The following is a 19935-nucleotide window of genomic DNA, read 5'->3' as shown; positions in this document are numbered from 1 at the left end:
CCATGGCATCGGCAAACGCCGTCAGTCGGCACATGGGCAGGCAGTTCACACGCAGCCGTCGAGAGTCCGAGGAAGGATTCAGCGTCTGTGCGGGCGACGATCCGGGCTCGGTGTTCGTGCACTACACGTGCGGCGACAAGCTGAACCGCCAACTCACGGGCGACGAGCAGCGGGCGCGAATCGCGGGAGTGATGGCGCAGTACACCGAGCACCTGCGCGACCGCTGGCACGTCGCGCTGCACCCGAAGCTGCACAACCTGCTCGTGCTGAACGACCGCAGCAACCTCGACGACGTCGCCTCGATGGTCGCCTCGCGCCCCGCCGACGAGCAGTACGCACCGCTGCACGTCGACACCACCGACGCCCGCATCGTGCGCGCCGACGAGGTGAAGGCGGGCGACACGATCCTCGCCGCCGTCGACAGCCGCGAGGGCGGGTTCGAACCCGACTGGTTCGAAGAGCCGTACACCGCCGACCCGCAGCCGTTCGACCCGACGTGCCAGTGCGGCGCCTGCGGGCTCGCCGACGGCGAGACCGTCGTGCTCTGCACCGACAGCACCTCGTACGGTCCGTCGCTGACCTGCGACCCGTGGCCCGCCGACCGCCTCGTGCTGATCGTGCCCGCCTGACGGCATGACGAGGCGTCCCCGCCAAGGCAAGTGGCGGGGACGCCCCGCGCCCAAGGTACCCAACAGACAGAAGGGCCCCGGTCGGTGGTGAGAGACCGGCCGGAGCCCGTCCGACAACCTGAGCAAGCAGGAGTCAGACAGTGAAAAATCGTAGCCGGGCACACCCCGCCCGCTCCGCCGAAGCCGCAGATCGCACGGAGCCGCCCGCATGGCGCAACCGGCTCGGGTGGCGCATCGGGATCGGCATCATCGCACCGGCCGCCGCCGGCCTCGTCGCGTGGTCCCTGTACGTCGTCGCGCACGACATGTACGGCGTCCCCTCGTTCCTCGCCGCCCTGGTCGCCGCGTGCTTCGACGGCATCGCGATCGCCTGCCTGCATCTCGCGAGCGAAGCGGTCCGCGAGGGCCGCAGCGCGCTCGGGCCACGGCTCGTGACGCTGCTGCAAGCCGGAATCTCGATGTACCTCAACCACTTGCACGCCGAGCACATCGACGGCGGGATCGGCGCGACCCTGATGTTCGCCGCGCCGACTGCCGGTCTGCTGCTGCTCTTCGACCAGTCGTGGGCCGCGACCCGCGCGCGGCACCGGATCGCGCGCGGCGAACACCCGATGCGGTGGCCGGTGTTCGGGTGGCTCGGGTGGCTGCTCGCGGGTGAACAAGCGTGGAGCCAGACGAAGGCACGCGCCGTCGCGCACGTCACGGGCACGGCAGCCGACGAGGCCGAGGCCGCACCGGCGGGCGGCCGCGAGGCGCCCGAGCTGATTGCGTCCGAGCTGTCCGCCATGACGCCGCGCAAGGCGATCCGCATCATGCACGAGGCCCGGCCCGAGCTCACGCTCGCGCAACTCGTGGACGTACTGCGGCAGTACGGCCAGGACGTGACCGAACTCGACGTCGCGATCGTCCTCGACCGCGTCCCGCGGCCGTCCGGTTACACCCTCACGCGCGAGGATGCGCCGCCGCATCACTACGGGGCGCCGCAGCCGCAGCAGCTCGTCATCACCGTGCAGCAGCCCGAGGCGCTCACCGCCGCGGCGCCGCCCCCGCCCGCATCTCCCGAACGGCCCGCCGAGGATGCGCCGGCCCCGGGGGGCGGCCCGAGCCTCGACCCCGACGAACAGCGTCGGGCCGACCGCATCGTCGACGAGGCCGTCGCCGGTGCCGGTCTGTCGAAGGCTGACGCGGTGCGGCGCGTCCGTGAGGCGCTGCCCCGCCTCACCTCGGCGCAGGTCGCCGAACAGCTCACCCGCTGCGGGTTCGACAAGGTGACCGACGGCTACGTGCGCACGGTCAACTCGCGTGACCGCAACCGGCCCGCCCCGAAGCCCGCCGCGGCGCCCGAGCCGACCGCGCGGCCCCGGCCCGAGCCGAACGGCCCCTACCTCTGATCGCCGACCACGCCGAACCGTACGACCGCTGACGCCGTACAGGCGCCCCGTCCGGAACCGCCGGACGGGGCGCCTCTATCGGAAGGATGATCCAAGCATGAGCAACGAGTTCGCCCCCGACTGCGGGGCCGTCACGCCCGAAGAAGAGTGCGGCGAGTGCGAGGCGTGTTTCGAGGCCACGGCCGCCGGAATCGACCGAGCCGTCGGGTCCGGTTCGATGACCGAGAGCGAGGCGTACGAGGCGCACGACAGGCACGGCACCTACCGTCGCTGACCCACCGGCCCGGAGCCCCTGCCCGTGCGGGGGCGGAATCATGTAAGGCGGACAGGCCCATGCCGCAAGCTCCCACCATGACCGAGCGACAGGTCGACGAGCTGCTCGCCGACGACACGATCCCCATCGCGCACCGCGCCCTGTGGGCGCTGCTGTGGGAGGGCGAACTACGCCTCGGCGACGCCCTTTCGCTCGACGTTCGCGATCTCGACCTCGCCGCAGGAACGGCCCGCGTCGAGTACGGCAAGCGCAGCGCCCCCGGGCCGGTGTCCGTACCGCTCGGCGAACGCGCCGTCGCGCTGCTGCACCAAGCCGTCAGCGGCCACACCGACGGGCCGGCCCTGCACACCGGCGGGCAGCCGATCGGCCGCGAGGCCGCGGCACGCCGCGCACGGTCGGCCGGCGCGGCCAGTATCCACGCCTTCCGCACCGGTGGGCAGGCTCACCGAGGCATCCCTCGGTGAGCCTCTCGTAACGCGCTGATCGCCCACCGCGCCCCGTTCGGCATCCGCCGGGCGGGGCGCCGCCGCGTTGAGGGCCGCTCTACTCCTCTTGCGAGGACGGCAGCGGTCCGCGTTCCACACTCGTGGGGACCACCCGGAACCCTTCCGCGTCCAAGTACGCACCGGCCGCTTCCCACCTTCGCGCGCCCTCGATGCCCTTCCGCACGACCTCGCACACCTCGCAGTCGCACGGCGGCTCTTCGGCGTTCGCGAGCCACTTCGCGTACAGCGCTTCTCCGTCCGCCGGTGTCCGCCCCTTCACGATCGCGGCCGCCTCGATCAGTCCGCGTACGTACTCGGCGTCGGCGTCCGGCATCCGCTGGTCCGGCAGGCACAACTCGCGGTGCGTGCGCAGCCGGTGAACGTGACGGTAGATGCGTACGGACATGCCCGGAGTCTGGCAGACCGGCCAGATTTCCGGGCCTGGTCCGGCCAACGGCCGGCGTCCCTGTCCGTGTCGCACTCCACCCCAACAGGCAAAGTCTCGGCAAAATTTCACGCCTCCCCGGCGCCACCCGAAGGGACGTTTCAGTACGACACCGGCACACCGAGCGGGGCGCCTTCCGCGCGCGATTCGAGAGCGAATCGAAGACGAATCACACGCGAATCGTTCGCAATTCGTCGACGAAAAGAACGCCGAAAAAATCCGTTCCCGCAGGTCATAGTCTTCTGTCCCCGGGGGACAGCCCGGGGACCTCACGCGCGCGCGTTCCCCTCCCCTCCCATACCCCTTGTGGTGGCGGTAGAGAGAGCTACTACCGGTAGCGACGGGCGCGCGTGACCTGCGCTCTCTCTGTCGCCACCCCGCTTGACCAGGGTGATCACGTGTCGCACTCTGGGACCGCAGACGACGGCTGCCCAAACGCCGCAACTGCCCCGATGAGCCCCCGGAGCGGACACACCGCCGGGGGTTTTCTCATGCCCTCACCCACAGCCCCGGCCGGTACTCCCCACCTCCGGTCGGCGCCGCCGCCCCACGTCCCCCCGAGGGGCGGCGGCCCTCACGCCCGCGCAGGGCGGAACCTACGAGATCAAATAGCGGGTGCTGCTGCCCGCCCTGCGCGGCCCAACCCGCCGACGGGAGGCACACCGCCGATGCGCGTACGCCTCACCGACGGGCACCGCGAGGTCGAGATCAGGACCGACGGCACCACCGACGACCCCGCACTGCTGCGGCAGATCGAGCGCACCGCACGCCGTCTGTACGCCGCACTGCCCACCGAACCCGCCCCGAGCAGCAGCCCGTTCGGGTTCGGCCGGCACCTCGACCTCGACGGCGTCGCCCTCGGCTCGCAGATCGACCTCGCCGACCAGGACGACGACCCCGGCCTCGACGACGAGGACCCCACCCCATGACCACACCCCCCGGCACGCACCCCACCCCCGAGGTACCCACCCCCACCCCGACACCCGTGCACCTGCGCGTCGGCGGCAGCGAGGTACACCTCGGGGACCTCACCACCGACGGCGACCACTACCGACACGACCTCGCGGCGTTCCTCCGGGACGTGGCTGGCGTGATCGAGCACGGCACCGACGGCGACCAGGTCGAGGAGAGCGAACCGTGAGCGGCGGATGGGCGGGCAGCAACCGGCGTAGCGAGCTGCCCGCGGACTGGCCACAGCGACGTGCGCTCGTCCTCGACCGTGACGGTCACCGTTGCCGATGGCACGAGCACGGCGTCGCATGCAGCAACCACGCGACCGAGGTCGACCACATCAAGCCGGGCAACGACCACCGACCCGAGAACGTGCAAGCGCTGTGTGCCGACCATCACGCGATCAAGAGCTCACGCGAAGGCAACGCGGCACGGTGGGCGGTACGACGGCAGCGACCGGCCGAGCGGCACCCCGGACTGATCTGACCGGCAAGACTGGCCCCGGAATCTGAGCGCGCCCCCTGGGGGGCGACTCCCCTCCCCCACCCGATCGGGGCCTCGGGAGGTGCTGCGGCTCGGGTTCCGTACGGGTCTGACCAAAACGGCCACGCTGCGGGGCGTGGGCGGCTCGCTGGCGGGCGAGCGGCGGGGCGGCAGGCTGATTTGATGGCGCGCGGCCGAGGGGCCGCAGATCGCCTCTCAGCCTGCCGCCCTCACTATATGAAGGCTAAATATGCAGGTCACAGCGCTAAAAGCGTGACATCGCGGTACACTGGACACATGACGAACCGGACGTGCGAGCAGTGCGCCGGGCCCATGCCGGTCATGGCTCGGGCCCACGCGGTGACGTGCTCGCCGCGGTGCCGCAAGGCCCGGTCGCGAGCACGCCGCACGATCCCGGCCGAACTCACGAGCCGCCCGCGGTGGGTCCGGCGCACCTCGGCGAAGGTGCCGGTCGCCGTCGACGGCGCGGTCGCGAGCAGCACGGACCCGGCGACGTGGTCGAGGTACCGCGACGCGGCCGCCTCGCCGGTCGGCGTCGGGCTCGGGTTCGTCCTCGACGGCGACGGGGTCACGTGCCTTGACCTCGATCACGCCCTCGACGACCAGGGCGCCCCGCTTCCGTGGGCGCAGCGCATCCTCGACACGGCCGGTCCAACGTGGGTCGAGCGGTCGGTGTCCGGCGACGGGCTGCACGTGTGGGGCACGGGCTCGCTGCCGCGCGGCCGCCGCATCACGGTCGACGGCGGCGGCTCGGTTGAGGCGTACGGCATCGGTCGGTACATCGCGGTCACGGGTAAGGCGTACAACGGGGCGCCCCTGCGGCTGGGCGACTTGCAGCCGGTGCTCGCCGAACTCGGCTGTCAGTGAGGGTTACTCGCCCTCGGGTATCTCCTCCAAGACCTTCCCGAGTTGGTCGCGCACGATCCGGTGCCGAGGCTTCTTCCTCTCGGGCCATCCGGCTTGGCGGGCTTGTTCCACGCTCGCGGTCATGAACGCGCGGGTCATAGCGACTGATTCGAGTCCCCTCGACCGGACGGTGCCGAAGACGACGAAGCGGTCGACGAACCACTTCTCACGGGCTTCGTTCGCGATCTCCGCGAGGACGCCGTCTATCAAGGTGAGCGTCCTACGGCATGCCTTGTCGGCTTCCTCGTAGTACGTCATGAGGCTGCCGCCTGTGGGTTTACCAGGGGTAGGCCAGACGTACGGATGAGACCGCGCCATAACGAACTCGGCTGGCGTGCGGTCGTTCTTGGACCGATTGCACGCGTTGCACGCAGGGACCATATTTGCCGTGCTGTCGTGGCCTCCCCGTGCCCAGGGGATGACGTGATCGGCTGTCTCGGACTCACAGCCGCAGTAGACGCAGCGACCCCCGTTCGCGAACAGGACCATCAACCTGTCGCAAACCCACTCTTCCCTCCGGCGTCGGTCCCTCACTGTGTCCCCTCCGCTGTTGCCCCGAGTTGGCAAGCATTTTGTCCGATTCGGCGCAGCAGCACTCAATCTCTGCCGTAGCAGTCGCCCGACACGGGTGTGCTGCGGCGTACCCGACACGGGAGGTACAGCCATGGCCGGCATGGGACCGGCGCCGAAGGACCCGAGCCGTCGGGCCCGGCGCAACAAGGACGCGATCCCGCAGACCGTCTTGCGGTGGGAGCGTGCCGAACCCCCCGAGCTCCCCGACTTCCGGGTCGAGCGCGACGGCGACCTCGTCGAGTTCGTGTGGCCCGAGCGCACGCGCGAGTGGTGGCAGATGTGGATCGACTCGCCGCAGGCCGACCACTTCGGCTCGTCCGACTGGCAGTACCTACTCGACACCGCCCTGATTCACGCCCGGCTGTGGCGCGGCGAGCTGTCGGCGGCGGCCGAACTGCGCTTGCGGGTCGCTGCGTTCGGCGCGACCCCGGCTGACCGGGCCCGGCTGCGCATGGTGTTCGCCGAGGCGGACGGGGCCGACGAGGGCCGCGGCGCGTCCGGCGGCCCGTCGGCGAAGGAACGTTACGGCCAACTGCGGTCGCTGCCCGGCGGGAAGACCGGCACGGGCAAGGGTGAGTGATTCGGGGGTCCGTCATGCCGTGGCGGGGTCCTGAGTACGAGGGCGAGCTGCCCACCCTCGGGTGGCAGGTGCTCGACTGGATGACGGCGTACCTCGCCGCGCCGGACCGCCCCGAGTACGAGCCGTACGTGCCGAGCGCCGAGCAAGCCGAGTTCGTGCTGCGGTACTACGAGCTCAATCCCATCACCGGCAAGCGCATGATCCGGCGCGGGGTGCTCTCGCGGCCGCGTGGCTGGGGCAAGTCGCCGTTCGTTTCGGCGGTCGCGCTCGCCGAGGCGTGCGGGCCGGTCGTCCCGGACGGATGGGACGCGGACGGCGAGCCGGTCGGCATGGGTTGGGACCGGGTCCGTACGCCGCTCGTGCAGCTCGCCGCGGCGACGGAGAAGCAGGCCGAGAACTCGTGGCTGCCGCTGTTGGAGATGGCGCGGTCGGGGCCGGTCGTCGACGAGTACGGGCTCGAACCGCTCGACACGGTCGTCTATCTGCGGCGCGGGAAGATCGAGCCGATCACCGCCTCGGCGACGTCGGCGAAGGGCGCGAAGGCATGCTTCGCGAGCCTCGATCAAACCGAGGATTGGCTGCCTGCGAACGGGGGCCGGAAGCTCGCGAAGACCATGCGGTTCAACGCGGGCAAGATCGGCGGCAGCTTGATCGAGACCCCGAACGCGTTCACGCCGGGCGAGGACTCGGTCGCCGAGCAGTCCGCCGCCGACTGGAGAGCGATACGCGAGGGCCGGTCGCGCGGCTCGGGTCTGCTGTACGACCACCGCGAGGCGCCGGCCGAGACCGACATGACCGACGAGCAGTCGCTCGTGTACGGGCTGCGGGTCGCGTACGGCGACAGCAGCGATCACCCCGACGGGTGCGTGCTGCACGATCCGCCGTGCGCGCCGGGTTGGTCGCCGATCGAGCGGCTCGCCGCCGATTTCTGGGACACCTCGAACGACCCGCAAGAGCTGCGGGCCGACTACTTGAACCAGATCACGCACGCCGCCGACTCGTGGCTGTCCGAGCCCGAGGTGCGCGCGGCGTCCGACCTCGGCAAGGTCGTCGAGCCGGGCGAGCGCATCGTGCTCGGGTTCGACGGGTCGCGGAAGCGGAACCGCAAGGTCACCGACGCGACCGCGCTCGTCGGGTGCAGGCTCAGCGACGGGCACGTCTTCCCCATCGGCGTATGGGAGCAGCCCGACGGCGCGGCCGGCCGTGACTGGCAGGTGCCGGTCGTCGAGGTGCTCGCCACCGTGCACGAGGCGTTCGACCGGTACGACGTGGTCGGCATGTACGCCGACCCGGCGAAGTGGGAAAGCCACGTCGCCGACTGGGAAGCGGCCTACGGGCGGCGGCTCAAGGTGCAGGCGACCAGGGCGCACCCCGTCGAGTGGTGGATGACCGGCGGCCGGAGCGTGTTGATCGTCCGGGCGCTGGAGAAGTTCCACACCGCTTTGACCGAGGGCGAGTTGACGCACGACGGGTCGTCGGCGCTCGTGCGTCATCTGCTCAACGCCCGGCGCCGCAAGACGCGTTCGGGCCTACAGATCACGAAGGAACACCCCGACTCGGCGAACAAGATCGACGCCACGGTCGCCGCCGTACTGGCGTGGCAGTGCCGCCTCGACGCGATCGCGGCCGGTGTCGAGATCGAAGAGCCCGAGATGTGGGGCGGCACTTTCTGACGAGCCCGGAGAGGGGGCGACGACGTGCTCGACGACACCCCGGACTCGCCGGATTGGTGGCTGTTGCGGCTCGGGCGAAAGCTGCGCAAGCGGCAGGGGCAGCTCGACGAGTGGTGGCGGTACTACCGCGGGCGGCCCGACCTTCCCCAGTTGCCGAAGAACGCCGAGCAGGCGTTCATCGACTTTCAGCGGAAGAGCCGCACGAACTTCTGCGGCATGATCGTCGGTGCCACGGTTCACCGGCTGCGCGCGCTCGGCGTGACCGGCCCGGACGGGGAGCCGGACGCCGGGGCGGCGCGGTGGTGGCAGGCGAACCGGCTGGACTCCCGGCAGAAACTCGTATGGCGGGTCGCGATGGGGCAGTCGGCCGGGTACATGCTCGTCGGCCCGCACCCGACGCGGGTCGAGGACAACGGCCGGCCGAGCCCGCTGATCACGCCGGAGCACCCGCGCGAGTGCATCGTCGAGTACGACCCGGAGACCGGCGAGCCGTACGTCGGGCTCAAGGCGTTTCACAACGACGTCGACGGCTACGGGTACGCGCGCGTCCTGTATGACGACCGGTCCTTCCCGTACCGGACGAAGGAACGCACGAGCGCGCGCCTGCCGTGGGGGCCCGACTCGTGGGTGTACGTCGGCGGCAGTGACGAGGGCGAGCCGCACGACCTCGGCGGGCTGCCCCTGGTCGAGTTCGCGCGTATGCCCGACCTCGGCGAGGACCCCGAGCCCGAGTTCGCGGGCGTGCTGGACATTCAGGACCGCGTGAACATGGGGATCTTGAACCGCATGGCGGCGTCGCGGTACTCGGGGTTCCGGCAGAAGTGGATCAAGGGTCACAAGTTCGCGAAGCGCGTCGACCCGGCGACCGGCCTGACTGTCGTTGAGCAGCCGTTCACGCCGGGCCCGAACACGGTTTGGGCGTCCGAGGGAGAGAACGCGCAGTTCGGGCAGCTCGACGCGACCGACCTGCGGCCGTTCCTCGACGAACACGCCGCCGACGTGCGCGACATGCTGATCGTGTCGCAGACTCCCGCGTACTACTACGCGGGTGACCTGATCAACATCAGCGCGGACACCGTGAGCGCCCTCGACCTCATGCACGTCGCCAAGTGCCGCGAGCACATCGCGAGTTTCGGCGAGGGGCTCGAAGACGTGATGAGCCTCGCGGCGGCGCAGGCCGGGGTGCCCGAGGATTACACCGAGGCCACGGTGCGGTGGCAGAACCCGCAGTACCTCAGCCCAGCCGTACAGGCTGACGCCGCAACGAAGTTGGCGAGCATCGGCTACCCGCTCGCGGTGATCGCCGAGGACATGGGCGAGACGCCGCAGCGCGTGCAGCGCATTGCGGCGGCGTCCGCGTCCGAGAAGCTGCTCGCCGCGTCGCTGCTGCCGGCGCCCACCGCGCCGACGGCCGGCAACCTCCCGGACGACTCCGGGGCGACCGATGGGTGAGGCGTTGCAGCACGCGCTCAGCGACCGGTACGACGCGCTGTCGACGTCGCTGCGGTCGAGGGTCGTGCAGTTCGTGCTCGACGCGTTCGACAGCCTCGGCGGGTACCGCGACGCCGACGCCGCGGTGTTCGTCGAGCACGTGCTGCCGACCGTCCTCGCCGCACAGGCGCAGATGGGACAGATCACCGACGCCTATCTGTCCGCGATGATCGCCGACATGCTCGGCGGCGCGGCCGCGCCGACCGGCGTCGCCCTCGACGAGGCACTGCGCGGCGTCGACCCGGCCGAGGTCTACCGGCGCCCGTTCGTCACTACGTGGACGGCCCTTAGCAAGGGCAGGGCGTACGCGCAGGCCGTCGACGAGGGCCGTACGCGGCTGCTGTCGATCACCGAGACCGACATGCAGCTCGCGCGGACGCACGCGGCCCGGCAGTCCATGCAGCGCGGCGGCGTCCGGTACTTCCGGCGTGCGCTGCGTGGCCCGGGGAACTGCGCGCTCTGCACCATCGCAAGCACGCAGCGGTACCGGGTCGAGAACCTCATGCCGATTCACCCGGGCTGCAACTGCAAGCCCGAGCCGATCGTCGGCAACAAGGACCCCGGGCAGATCATCGACGAGCGGCTGCTGCGCGAGGCGCACGACGCCGTCGCGACGGCCGTCGGGCAGTCCGACGGCGGCGGCCGCACCCCGGATTACCGGCAGGTGATCATCACCCGCGAGCACGGCGAGTACGGGCCGCTGCTCGCCGTCCGCCGGCACGAGTTCACGGGGCCGAGCGACGTCTCGTCGTGACCCCGGGCGCCGACACGGCGCACCCCACTAGCTCACCCTGACCCGACACGGGAGACACCACCATGCGCACGCGCACTCTGCCCCGCCATGCCCGGACCGGGCAGCTCGCCCTCGGCTGGCGCAAGCCTCGCCGCGGCGAGGACCCGACCGAGCTGTACCCGGTGTGGCCGATCCTCGGCGGCGCCGAGGACGGCGACGGCGACGAGTCCGACACGGACGACGACGGCGACCAGGACGACGACGCCGACGGCGACGGGGGCGACGACACGGTCGACCACAAGGCCGAGGCCGAGAAGTGGCGGGCGCTCGCCAAGAAGCACGAGGCGAGGGCGAAGGCGAACGCGGGCTCGGCGAAGGAGCTCGCGAAGCTCAAGCGCGAGGGCATGAGCGAGGCCGACAAGAAGGTCGACGAGGCGGTCGCGGCCGCCGTGGCGCAAGAGCGCGTGAAGTCCGGCGAGCGGGTCGCCCGCTCCGCGTTCCTGGCTGCGGCGAAGGGACGGCTCGACCACGCGAAGGACGTCGCCGACGACGTCAATCTGCGCCGTTACGTCGACGACGAGGGCGAGGTCGACGAGGACGGGATCGCCGAGCTCGTCGACCGGCTCGCCCCGAAGTCCGGCAAGGACAGGAACGACGAGGACGACGACCGCGAGGCCGGACGCGACACGCGCCGCCGCCGTGGTCGCGGATTCGACCAGGGCGCCCGCCGGGGCAGCGGCAAGGGATCGGGCGGCGGCGTGGCTGCCGGTCGCGATCTGTACCGCGAGCTGCTCGGCAAGGGCGCCGACAAGAGCTGACCACACGAAGGAAACGGATCATGATCCTTGCTCAGGTAACCGAGCAGTTCGGGTCTGACGATCAGTCGTGGCTCGGGTCCGCGCACGGCACGGACTCGACCGAGACGATCGTTCTGGACACCTCCACTTTCACCGCCGCGACGCACTACCCCGACGGGTATTTCAAGAGCGGCGTTCCGCTCGGCCTGATCACGGCCGACGGCAAGTACGGCCCGTACGACGCGGCGGCCGAGGACGGCCGCGGCACGCTCGTCGGGTTCCTGTTCGCCGCGGTCAAGGCCCCGGCCGACAACACCCTCGACCCCGCGGCCGCGCTGCTCACGCACGGCAAGGTGCGCGAGTCGCGGCTGCCCGTTCCCGTCGACGCCGACGGTAAGACCGACGTCGCCGGCTCGATCCGGTTCGTCTGAGAGGAGACGCTGATATGAGCTGGACTCTCGACACCGAATTCATCGAGCCGACTGAGCTCACCGGTCTCATTCGTGCCGCCCTCGCCGATCTCCAGGTGAACAAGTTCACGCTGTCGCGGTGGCTGCCGAACGTCGAGGTCGACGACATCGCGTACGAGTTCGTACGCGGTGGCGGCGGGCTGTCCGAGTCGGCGTCGTACCGCTCGTGGGACGCCGAGAGCAAGATCGGCCGTCGCGAGGGTCTCGGCAAGGTCATGGGCGAACTGCCCCCGATCTCCGAGAAGATGCTGCTCAACGAGTACGACCGGCTGCGGCTGCGGAAGCTGACCCGCGACGACGCGCTGCCGTTCATCGCTCGCGACGCGCAGCGTCTCGCGACGAACATCGCTGCGCGGTTCGAGCGCGGGCGGGGGCAGGCGCTCGTCAACGCGCAGGCCCCGATTCCCGAGCTGAAGCAGACCGTCGACTTCGGCCGGTCGCCTGAGCACTCGGTCGTCGCCGCGGTGCTGTGGTCGGATCACGCGAACGCGACCCCGATCGACGATCTCGAATCGTGGGTGCAGACCTATTCCGACACCAACGGGTCGGCACCGGCTGTGATCCTCATGTCGCGGCAGGTGCTCCAAAATCTGCGGCAGTGCGAGCAGGTGCAGCGCCTCGCGTTCCCGCTCGCGCCCGCCGGGCAGACGCCGCTCATCTCGGCCGACCAGGTGTCGACCGTGATCGAAGGCATGAGGCTGCCGCCGATCGAGGTGTACGACGCACAGGTGCGGGTCGAGGGCACCGCGACCCGGACCACGCCGGGCAACGCGCTCGTGCTGCTGTCCGAGCCGGGCGCGACGACCGCGGCGCAGCCGACCGACCTCGGCGCGACGCTGCTCGGCACGACCGCTGAGGCGCTCGAAGCCGAGTACGAACTCACCGGCGGCGACCAGCCCGGCATCGTGTCTGCGACGTACAAGTCGAAGGACCCGATCCGGCTGTGGACGCACGCCGCGGCGATCGGTCTGCCGATCCTGCGCGAGCCGAACCTCACGTTCAAGGCGCAGGTACTCGCATGAGCGGGCGGCGCCTGATCGCGTACATACACGTCGCCGGGGCTGTCTACGGCCCCGGCGACGACGTGCCGCCCGAGGCCGCGCGCCGGATCGGCGCCCACGCGTGGGCGACCGGCGACCAGGGCACGGGCGGCGAGCAGCAGCTCGGCGAGCAGGCGCCGGCCCCGAGCGCGGCGCCGCCCCGCTCGGGCCGCGGGTCCGGCGTCGAGGCGTGGCGGAAGTTCGCCGAGCAGCACGACGTCGAGGTTCCTGCGGACGCCACCCGCGAGGACGTGATCGCCGCGTGCGAGGCGTCCGGCGTCATCGACCCGGAGGAGTAGCAGCCATGAGCACGCCGACGCCCGCGCCGCCGTTCGCAACGGTCGAGGACTACGAGGCCCGCGCCGGCGTCACGCTCGTCGAGCCGCAGCGCTCGCAGGTCGAGGCGTACCTCGACGACGCGTCGGCGCTCATGCGGCGGCACATCCCGGCCGGGTTCACGCCGGACCCGGCGACCACGAGGGCGATCGCGGTCGCCGTGGTCCGCCGGGTCATGGCGAACCCGGGCGGCTACCGGCAGCGGACGATCGGCCAGTATTCCGAGACGCTCGGCGAGAACGGCGGTCTCTACCTCACCGAGGACGAGATCGACATGTTGCAGCCCGAGGACAACACCGACCCGGACGCCGACGCCGCATACACCCTCGGCGGCCGCGACGAGGGGCTGCCCGGGTGGCGGCCCGATCCTTGCGACTGGCAGCCGCTCGGCTGGACACGGGGGCGGCTGTGATCGGGGCCGATCTGCTGCTGCACGTCGTCCAGGTCGAGCACCCGGGCCGGCGGACCGACCGGTACGGCAACGAGGTCGACGACTGGTCGGCCTCGACCCGCGCGCCGGTACGGGCGTGGTTGCAGCAGAACACCGGGGCCGAGGAAACCGACCAGCGGAACGCGCAGATCGGCGAATGGCTCATGCTCTGCAACCCCGTCGACGTCGACGGCAACCCGCTCACGGTGCACGGCGAGGACCGCGTGCACTGGCAGGGCGCCGTGTTCGAAGTGATCGGACCGGCAGGCCCGGCATACGCCCCGACCGAGCTGCATCACTACGAGATCAGGCTGCGAGTAGTGGAGGGGTGACCATGGCACGGCAGTCGTTCCGGCCGAACCGGCGGAACATCGCCGGGTTCCTCAAGGCGCCCGCGACGCACGCACTGATCGAGCGGAAGACCCGCGCCGCCGAGTCGGCCGCGTCGGCGGCCGCGAAGTCGGACGGGTGGGGCGGACAGTTCCGTACGGACGTCGAGACCGGCGACAAGCGGGCCCGCGGCGCCGTGATCGGCGACTACTCGACCCCGTACCCGGAAGTATCGCGGCGGGCGCTGCTGCGCGCGCTCGACGCTGCTCGGGGCGCCGAGTGATGGCGGCGCCGATCGTCTTCCCGGACGCTGCGGCGCTCGTCTGCACGTATCTGCGCGAGCAGCTCGTCGCCCGCAAGGTGCAGGTGCCGGTCGGCACTCGGGTGCCGTCGCCGCGACCGGCGCGGTTCGTCCGGGTCGAGCGGATCGGCGGCCCGCGGCTCGACCTCGTCACCGACCGGCCGCGGTTGGACGTCCACTGTTGGGGCGCGAGCGAGGAAGACGCGCACGACCTCGCGCAGCTCGTGCGGGCGTTGCTGCTCGCGATCCCCGGATGGCGCGGCGCCGCCGCGTACGACGTCGCCGAGGTCGGCGGCCCGAACACCATGCCCGACGCGACGTCGGGGCAGGACCGGGTCGCCCTCGCCGTCGAGATCGCGCTGCGGGGCAAGCGCCTCGCCTGAATCGGGGCTCACCCTCCCCTGACCCATCCCCCCGGACCGGGTCACGGCCGGGGTTTCTTCATGGAGGACTCATGTCCACACCGACCCCGGTGTCGCCGCTCGAAGCGGGGCTTCACAACGAGTACATCCGCAAGCAGCTCATGCAGGCGGTGTTCGCCGCGGACTACACCGCTCCCGTGATCGAGTCGCCGGTCGGCACCGACGGCGCGCTCGCCGCGATCCCCGATGAGTACGTGCCGGTCGGTTACACCACCGATGACGGCATCACGTACACCGGTGATCTCTCGATGGCCGACGTCACCTCGTCGCAGTCGGTCGAGCCGACACGGTCCGACGTCGAGTCGGACGTGCTGAGCGCGCAGTTCGCGCCGCAGGAAACGAATCAGGCGACGGTCGCCATGTTCGAAGGGCTGCCGCTGTCGGGTCCGGGCGCACTGCCCGCCGTCGGGACCGCGTGGCAGTGGGACCGGGCCGCGACGCCGAAGAACCCTTACCGGCGCCTGCTGTTCATCGGCCTCGACTACAGCGACGCCGGTGAAGAGATCTACGTCGTCAAGTTCTTCCCGCGCGCCCGGCTCACCTCGCGAGACGACGAGCAGTGGGCCCGCTCGACGGAAACGCAGAGGCCGGTCACCTTCAACGCCTTCCGCGACTCTGTGCTGAACACCTCGTGCCGCAACTGGGTCGACGGGCCCGGGTGGCGCGCGCTCGCTCCGACGACGCCGCCGCCAGCCGAGGGCTGAACCCCCGCCCCCTGATCGGGCGGGGGGCGGCGGTTCTGGGTGAGCCCCGACCGCCCCTCGCCCTCGACTGCTCACCCGCTGCTCACCCGAGAAAGGCACGATCATGTCGAAGCCCGGCAAGGCCCGGTACAAGCTGTCGGCCGTCAAGGCGAGTTACGCCGAGGCGGTCGGCGGCGAGAGCGTCGAGGTCGAGACCGACGACGGCAAGACGTACACGTTCCCGCACCCGCTGTTCACCGCCGACTCGCTCGCGAAGGAGATCGACGCCGCGGACGGAGACGAGATGCGCGCCCGCATCCTGCTCGGCGACCAGTGGTCAGAGTTCGTGAAGTCCGGCGGCGACGCGAACGGGCTCGTCCTCGTCTACGTCGCGGCCCGCTCTGAGATGCAGGACACGCTCACCAAGCACCGCCCTACGAAGAGGTAAGCGGAGACGAGGCCGACGACGAGCCGGCCGACACCGCTTACACCGTGCTCGACGTCCTCGGCGATCACCCCGAGGCCGTCGAGGCGGACCTGATCAGGTACTACGGGCACGCCCACGGACCAGGCGGCCCCCTCGCCGCTTTCTGGCGCGGCGAGATCACGCTGCGGCTGCTGCGGGTCCTGGTCGAGGCGCTGCCGCCCGACTCGGCGACCGGCCGCGCGCACACCGGGCACCACTGGGCGCACCTCGACTACGCGGCGGCCGACACGGTCGATCTGCTCGCGCTGCTCGTCACGCAGTTCGCGAACGCCCACCGCGACCCGAAGAAACCGGCGGCCCCGATGCCCGAGCCCGGGTGGCGGCCGGGCGACCCGCTGCCCGACGAGGTCGAGGCCACCGCACAAGAGAAGAGAGCGAAGGCGCGAGCGGCGTACGACCGCATCACCTCGCAGGTACTCCCCGGAAAGGGGTGATCCGTCGTGCCGGTCGAGGTCGGCGTCGGGTACGTGTCCATCGTTCCCGAGATGCGCGGGTTCGGCCGGCTGCTCGATCAGCAGCTCGCAGGCCAGACGGCCCGCGCGGGGCAGGCGGCGGGCCGGTCGTCGGGGCAGGGGTTCCTCGGCGGCATGGGCGGGGTCCTGAAAGCGGGCGTCGTGGGACTCGCCGCGGGCGCCGGTGCGCTGTTCGCCGCCGGGTTCTCGAAGGCCGTCGAGAACGACAAGTCGAACGCGAAGCTCGCGGCGCAGCTCGGTCTCAACGAGCAGCAGTCGGCCCGCCTCGGCAAGGTCGCGGGCTCGGTCTACGCGAAGGGCTACGGCGAGAGCGTCGACCAGGTCAACGACGCGTTGAGGGCGCTCGCGCAGAACGGCGTCGCCGCGGTCAACGCCCCGAAGAAGGATCTCGCCGGGCTGTCGAAGGCCGCGCTCAACCTGTCCGAGACGTTCGGCGTCGACGTCAGCGACTCGGCGCGCGCTGCGGGCCAGATGATCCGTACGGGCATGGCGAAGGACGCGAAGGGCGCGTTCGATCTGCTGACCCGGGGCTACCAGTCGGGCGCCGACAAGGCCGGCGACCTCGCCGACACCGTCAACGAGTACGGCGTTCAGTTCAAGAAGCTCGGGCTCGACGGATCGCAGGCCCTCGGCCTCGTCTCACAGGCGATCAAGGAGGGCGCGCGCGACTCGGACGTCGCCGCGGACGCGCTGAAAGAGTTCTCGATCAGGGCCGTTGACGGCAGCACGACGACCGCCGACGGGTTCAAGATGCTCGGGCTGTCGGCGTCCGACATGGCCGCGCGGATCGGCAAGGGCGGCACCTCGGCGTCGTCCGCGCTCGACCTCACCCTCGACCGGCTGCGCGGGATCGAGGACCCCGTGAAGCGTGGGCAGGCTGCGGTCGCGCTGTTCGGGACGCAGGCCGAAGACCTCGGCGACGCGTTGTTCTCGATGGACCCGAGCAAGGCGACGGCCGCGCTCGGCCAAGTCGGCGGCGCTGCCGACAAGATGGGCAAGACCCTGCACAACACGGCGTCGCAGAACATCGAGGTGTTCAAGCGGCAGGCGTTGCAGGGGCTCGCCAACTTCGCGGACAAGTACGCGCTACCGGCGCTGTCGGCGTTCGGCGGGTTCCTCAACGACTACGTGCTGCCGCCCGCGAAGGTGGTCGGCGGCGAGCTCGTCGACGTCCTCGTGCCCGCGGTCAAGGCCACCGGTTCGGCGTTCGCCGGCGGGGCGCAGTGGATCAAGGATTACGGCGCATGGCTGCTGCCGGTCGGCATCGCGATCGGCGGCATCGCGGTCGTGGCCGGTGCGTCAACGATCGCCACATGGGGCATGACCGCCGCGTTCTCGGTGTACCGGGGCGTCATCCTCGCGACGACCGCGGTCACGCGCGGGTGGGCGGTCGCGCAGGGCATCTTGAACGCGGTCATGAGCGCGAACCCGGTCGGGTTGATCATCGTCGGGATTCTCGCGCTCGGCGCCGCCCTGGTCGTCGCCTACCAGAAGAGCGAGACGTTCCGGGCGATCGTTCAAGGCGCCTGGCAGGCGATCCAAACGGCCGCCACGGTGGCGTGGACCGGATTCCTGAAGCCCGCGCTCGACGGGATTTGGGCCGGGCTACAGGCGGTCGGCTCGGCCGCCTCGTGGCTGTGGTCGACCGTGCTGTCGCCCGTGTTCGGGTTCATCGGCACGGCGGCGAAGGTGCTCTTCGCGATCGTCGTCGTCGCGGTCGTGACGCCGATCGTCCTCGCGTTCAAGGCGCTCGGCGCCGTCGCGGGGTGGCTGTGGAACAACGCGATCGGCCCGGCGTTCCGCGGGATCGTCGCGCTCGCCTCGTGGTGGTGGGCCGGCGTGAAGGTGTACTTCGGTCTCGCGAAGGCCGGCGTGCAGGCGGTCGGCGCGGTCGCGATGTGGCTGTACCGCAACGCGATCCAACCGGCATTCAGGGGAATCGTTTCTGTCGCCTCGTGGTGGTGGGCCGGGGTCAAGGTCTATTTCAACTTGATCAAGGCCGGGATTCGCGCGGTCGGCTCGGTCGCAACGTGGCTGTACCGCAACGCCGTTCAACCGGCGTTCCGCGGGATCGGCGCGGCCGGTTCGTGGCTGTGGAACAAGGCGCTCAAGCCGGTGTTCGACGCCGGGAAGCGCGGCGTCTCGCTCTTCGGCGGGGCGTTCCGCACCGCGCGAGACGCGATCAGCAAGGCATGGTCGCAGGTCTCGAAGATCGCCGCGAAGCCCGTGAACTTCATCATCGAATTTGTCTACACAAAGGGCATTAAAGCCGTTTGGGACAAAGTTGCGGGATTCGTCGGGCTCGGCAAGCTGCCGAAGGCGCCGAAGCTGCTCGCCGACGGCGGCCGCACCCGCGGCGGTACCCCGGGCAGGGACTCGATCCCTGCCCTGATGATGGCCGACGAGTTCGTCGTGAAGCGCAGCAGCGCCCGGAAAATCGGGTTCAGCGCGCTCAACTACATGAACGAGACAGGCGAGTTGCCTGTGCAGCGGTTCGCGGGCGGCGGGGTCGTCGACACGCTCAAGGGGTGGGGCTCGTCGGCGGTCGACTGGACCGTCGACAAGGCGAAGAAGGTCGGCGGCGTCGTGATGGACGGCGTCGACTTCCTCTCGAACCCCGGGAAGCTGTGGGACAAGGCGACAGGCTTTATCCGCAAGAAGATCGCGGCTATCGGCCAATCGAAGTGGGCGCAGGTCGCCGGGAAGATCCCGCTCAAGATGCTCACGGGGTTGAAGGACAAGGTCGTCAACGCGGCCAAGTCGGCGTTCGACTTCGGCGGCGGGGGCAGCATCGGCGGCTCGGGCGTCAAGCGCTGGTCGTCGGTCGTACTCGCCGCGCTCAAGATGGTCGGGCAGCCCGCGAGTCTGCTGCCGACCGTGCTGCGCCGCATGAATCAGGAATCGGGCGGCAACCCCAAGGCGATCAACAATTGGGACATCAACGCCCGTAACGGGGTGGCGAGTCGGGGCCTCATGCAGGTGATCCCGCCGACGTTCGCCGCGTACGCGGGCAGGCTGCGCGGTCGCGGCATCTGGGACCCGCTGGCCAACATCTACGCGAGCATGCGCTACGCCATGTCGAGATACGGCTCGCTGTCGCGGGCGTACAACCGGCCGGGCGGCTACGCCTCGGGCGGCCGGCCGCGGCCGGGCGAGGTCGCGTGGGTCGGTGAACGGGGCCCTGAGCTACTCCAGTTCGGCGGCGGGTCTCGCATCTTCGACAGCCGCTCGTCGCTCGGCGGCATGCAGGCGCTCACCCGGCTCGCCGACGAGATCGGCGCCGCGCGGGTCGGCGGCATCCGGGCGACGCTCTCGCAGCCCGACGCCGCAGCACTGCGCAGCACGGCCGCAGCCGTCACCCCGGTTGCCGCCGGGCAGCAGACGGACCCGGCCGGTCTGCGTGACGGGCAGCAGCTCGCGCTCGTCCTCGCCGACGGCACACAGCTCGACGCCTACGTCGACACCCGCGTCGACGCCGGACTGACCACCGCCCGGCAGCGCAGCCGCGCGGGCGTGAAGGGGAGGTAACCC

Annotated in this window: 26 protein-coding genes and 1 pseudogene; 24 read left to right on the top strand and 3 right to left on the bottom strand. The window is 70.8% G+C overall.

All coding sequences use genetic code 11. The features are described from left to right. The first annotated feature begins 2 nt into the window (after positions 1 to 2). The 4 genes from H297_RS44395 to H297_RS0119290 all read left to right on the top strand — a co-directional run bounded on the left by H297_RS44395 (position 3) and on the right by H297_RS0119290 (position 2758). Positions 3 to 629 (top strand): hypothetical protein, encoded by a 627-nt coding sequence (locus tag H297_RS44395; protein ID WP_486589577.1) that lies wholly within the window; start codon positions 3 to 5, stop codon positions 627 to 629. A gap of 140 nt (positions 630 to 769) precedes the next feature. After that, entirely contained in the window at positions 770 to 2020 is a 1251-nt protein-coding gene (locus tag H297_RS40345; RefSeq protein ID WP_027738402.1) for a DUF2637 domain-containing protein, read from the top strand. Between the two features lie 97 nt (positions 2021 to 2117). Continuing rightward, entirely contained in the window at positions 2118 to 2294 is a 177-nt protein-coding gene (locus tag H297_RS43300) for a hypothetical protein (RefSeq protein ID WP_158693709.1), read from the top strand. 77 nt (positions 2295 to 2371) lie between these two features. Next, complete coding sequence (locus H297_RS0119290) at positions 2372 to 2758, top strand: tyrosine-type recombinase/integrase (RefSeq protein ID WP_027738401.1); 387 nt, start codon at positions 2372 to 2374, stop codon at positions 2756 to 2758. A 79-nt stretch (positions 2759 to 2837) separates the two neighbouring features. Here H297_RS0119290 and H297_RS0119285 read toward each other — a convergent pair whose 3' ends face one another. Then, on the bottom strand, positions 2838 to 3185 hold the full coding sequence (locus H297_RS0119285) for a hypothetical protein (protein ID WP_027738400.1): 348 nt from the start codon (positions 3183 to 3185) through the stop codon (positions 2838 to 2840). 707 nt (positions 3186 to 3892) lie between these two features. On the opposite strand from H297_RS0119285, the gene H297_RS0119280 reads away from it, so the two are divergent. The 4 genes from H297_RS0119280 to H297_RS0119265 all read left to right on the top strand — a co-directional run bounded on the left by H297_RS0119280 (position 3893) and on the right by H297_RS0119265 (position 5546). Then, positions 3893 to 4153, top strand: coding sequence for a hypothetical protein (locus H297_RS0119280; RefSeq protein WP_027738399.1), 261 nt, complete (start codon positions 3893 to 3895; stop codon positions 4151 to 4153). Then, the gene (locus tag H297_RS37245) at positions 4150 to 4365 is read left to right on the top strand and encodes a hypothetical protein (RefSeq protein WP_037794728.1); all 216 of its coding nucleotides are present in this window, start codon (positions 4150 to 4152) and stop codon (positions 4363 to 4365) included. Before H297_RS0119280 ends, H297_RS37245 begins: the two co-directional genes overlap by 4 nt. After that, complete coding sequence (locus H297_RS0119270; RefSeq protein WP_027738398.1) at positions 4362 to 4661, top strand: HNH endonuclease signature motif containing protein; 300 nt, start codon at positions 4362 to 4364, stop codon at positions 4659 to 4661. The genes H297_RS37245 and H297_RS0119270 overlap by 4 nt, the downstream gene beginning before the upstream one ends. 294 nt (positions 4662 to 4955) lie before the next feature. Further along, on the top strand, positions 4956 to 5546 hold the full coding sequence (locus H297_RS0119265; protein ID WP_027738397.1) for a bifunctional DNA primase/polymerase: 591 nt from the start codon (positions 4956 to 4958) through the stop codon (positions 5544 to 5546). 3 nt (positions 5547 to 5549) lie between these two features. On the opposite strand, the gene H297_RS44390 is transcribed toward H297_RS0119265, so the two are convergent. Both H297_RS44390 and H297_RS44385 read right to left on the bottom strand, forming a co-directional pair. After that, complete coding sequence (locus H297_RS44390; RefSeq protein WP_051351990.1) at positions 5550 to 5843, bottom strand: hypothetical protein; 294 nt, start codon at positions 5841 to 5843, stop codon at positions 5550 to 5552. A gap of 69 nt (positions 5844 to 5912) precedes the next feature. Next, positions 5913 to 6074, bottom strand: a pseudogene (locus H297_RS44385) (HNH endonuclease); the annotation flags it as partial. Between the two features lie 175 nt (positions 6075 to 6249). On the opposite strand from H297_RS44385, the gene H297_RS0119255 reads away from it, so the two are divergent. From H297_RS0119255 to H297_RS0119180, 16 genes are all read left to right on the top strand, one after another. Further along, positions 6250 to 6738 (top strand): phage terminase small subunit, encoded by a 489-nt coding sequence (locus H297_RS0119255; protein WP_027738396.1) that lies wholly within the window; start codon positions 6250 to 6252, stop codon positions 6736 to 6738. Between the two features lie 14 nt (positions 6739 to 6752). After that, entirely contained in the window at positions 6753 to 8411 is a 1659-nt protein-coding gene (locus H297_RS0119250; RefSeq protein ID WP_027738395.1) for a terminase, read from the top strand. Between the two features lie 24 nt (positions 8412 to 8435). Beyond that, positions 8436 to 9863: a phage portal protein gene (locus tag H297_RS0119245; protein ID WP_078514312.1), complete on the top strand. Its 1428-nt coding sequence runs from the start codon at positions 8436 to 8438 to the stop codon at positions 9861 to 9863. Then, positions 9856 to 10656, top strand: a complete 801-nt coding sequence (locus tag H297_RS0119240; protein WP_027738393.1) for a hypothetical protein — start codon at positions 9856 to 9858, stop codon at positions 10654 to 10656. The genes H297_RS0119245 and H297_RS0119240 overlap by 8 nt, the downstream gene beginning before the upstream one ends. Before the next feature lie 62 nt (positions 10657 to 10718). Beyond that, positions 10719 to 11453: a hypothetical protein gene (locus H297_RS0119235; RefSeq protein WP_027738392.1), complete on the top strand. Its 735-nt coding sequence runs from the start codon at positions 10719 to 10721 to the stop codon at positions 11451 to 11453. A gap of 20 nt (positions 11454 to 11473) precedes the next feature. After that, positions 11474 to 11863 (top strand): head decoration protein, encoded by a 390-nt coding sequence (locus H297_RS0119230; protein ID WP_027738391.1) that lies wholly within the window; start codon positions 11474 to 11476, stop codon positions 11861 to 11863. 14 nt (positions 11864 to 11877) lie between these two features. Continuing rightward, positions 11878 to 12924, top strand: a complete 1047-nt coding sequence (locus tag H297_RS0119225) for a major capsid protein (protein ID WP_027738390.1) — start codon at positions 11878 to 11880, stop codon at positions 12922 to 12924. Further along, positions 12921 to 13241 (top strand): hypothetical protein, encoded by a 321-nt coding sequence (locus H297_RS0119220; protein ID WP_027738389.1) that lies wholly within the window; start codon positions 12921 to 12923, stop codon positions 13239 to 13241. The genes H297_RS0119225 and H297_RS0119220 overlap by 4 nt, the downstream gene beginning before the upstream one ends. A gap of 5 nt (positions 13242 to 13246) precedes the next feature. Then, a complete protein-coding gene (locus H297_RS37235; RefSeq protein WP_037794726.1) occupies positions 13247 to 13690 on the top strand; it encodes a hypothetical protein in 444 nt (147 codons plus the stop codon). Continuing rightward, positions 13687 to 14040 carry a hypothetical protein gene (locus H297_RS0119210; protein ID WP_027738387.1) on the top strand — a complete coding sequence of 118 codons (354 nt, stop codon included), beginning with the start codon at positions 13687 to 13689 and terminating at the stop codon, positions 14038 to 14040. The genes H297_RS37235 and H297_RS0119210 overlap by 4 nt, the downstream gene beginning before the upstream one ends. Before the next feature lie 2 nt (positions 14041 to 14042). Next, positions 14043 to 14321, top strand: a complete 279-nt coding sequence (locus H297_RS0119205; RefSeq protein ID WP_037794725.1) for a hypothetical protein — start codon at positions 14043 to 14045, stop codon at positions 14319 to 14321. Next, positions 14321 to 14722, top strand: coding sequence for a hypothetical protein (locus H297_RS0119200; protein ID WP_027738385.1), 402 nt, complete (start codon positions 14321 to 14323; stop codon positions 14720 to 14722). The genes H297_RS0119205 and H297_RS0119200 overlap by 1 nt, the downstream gene beginning before the upstream one ends. A 71-nt stretch (positions 14723 to 14793) precedes the next feature. Further along, on the top strand, positions 14794 to 15465 hold the full coding sequence (locus H297_RS0119195) for a phage tail tube protein (protein WP_027738384.1): 672 nt from the start codon (positions 14794 to 14796) through the stop codon (positions 15463 to 15465). Positions 15466 to 15568: 103 nt separating this feature from the next. Beyond that, entirely contained in the window at positions 15569 to 15892 is a 324-nt protein-coding gene (locus H297_RS0119190) for a hypothetical protein (protein ID WP_027738383.1), read from the top strand. Between the two features lie 44 nt (positions 15893 to 15936). Next, positions 15937 to 16365 carry a hypothetical protein gene (locus H297_RS0119185; protein WP_027738382.1) on the top strand — a complete coding sequence of 143 codons (429 nt, stop codon included), beginning with the start codon at positions 15937 to 15939 and terminating at the stop codon, positions 16363 to 16365. 6 nt (positions 16366 to 16371) lie between these two features. After that, complete coding sequence (locus H297_RS0119180) at positions 16372 to 19932, top strand: phage tail tape measure protein (protein ID WP_027738381.1); 3561 nt, start codon at positions 16372 to 16374, stop codon at positions 19930 to 19932. Positions 19933 to 19935: the final 3 nt, after the last annotated feature.

The organism is Streptomyces sp. CNT360 (assembly GCF_000424785.1).
This window is presented reverse-complemented; position numbering and strand designations above follow the sequence as displayed.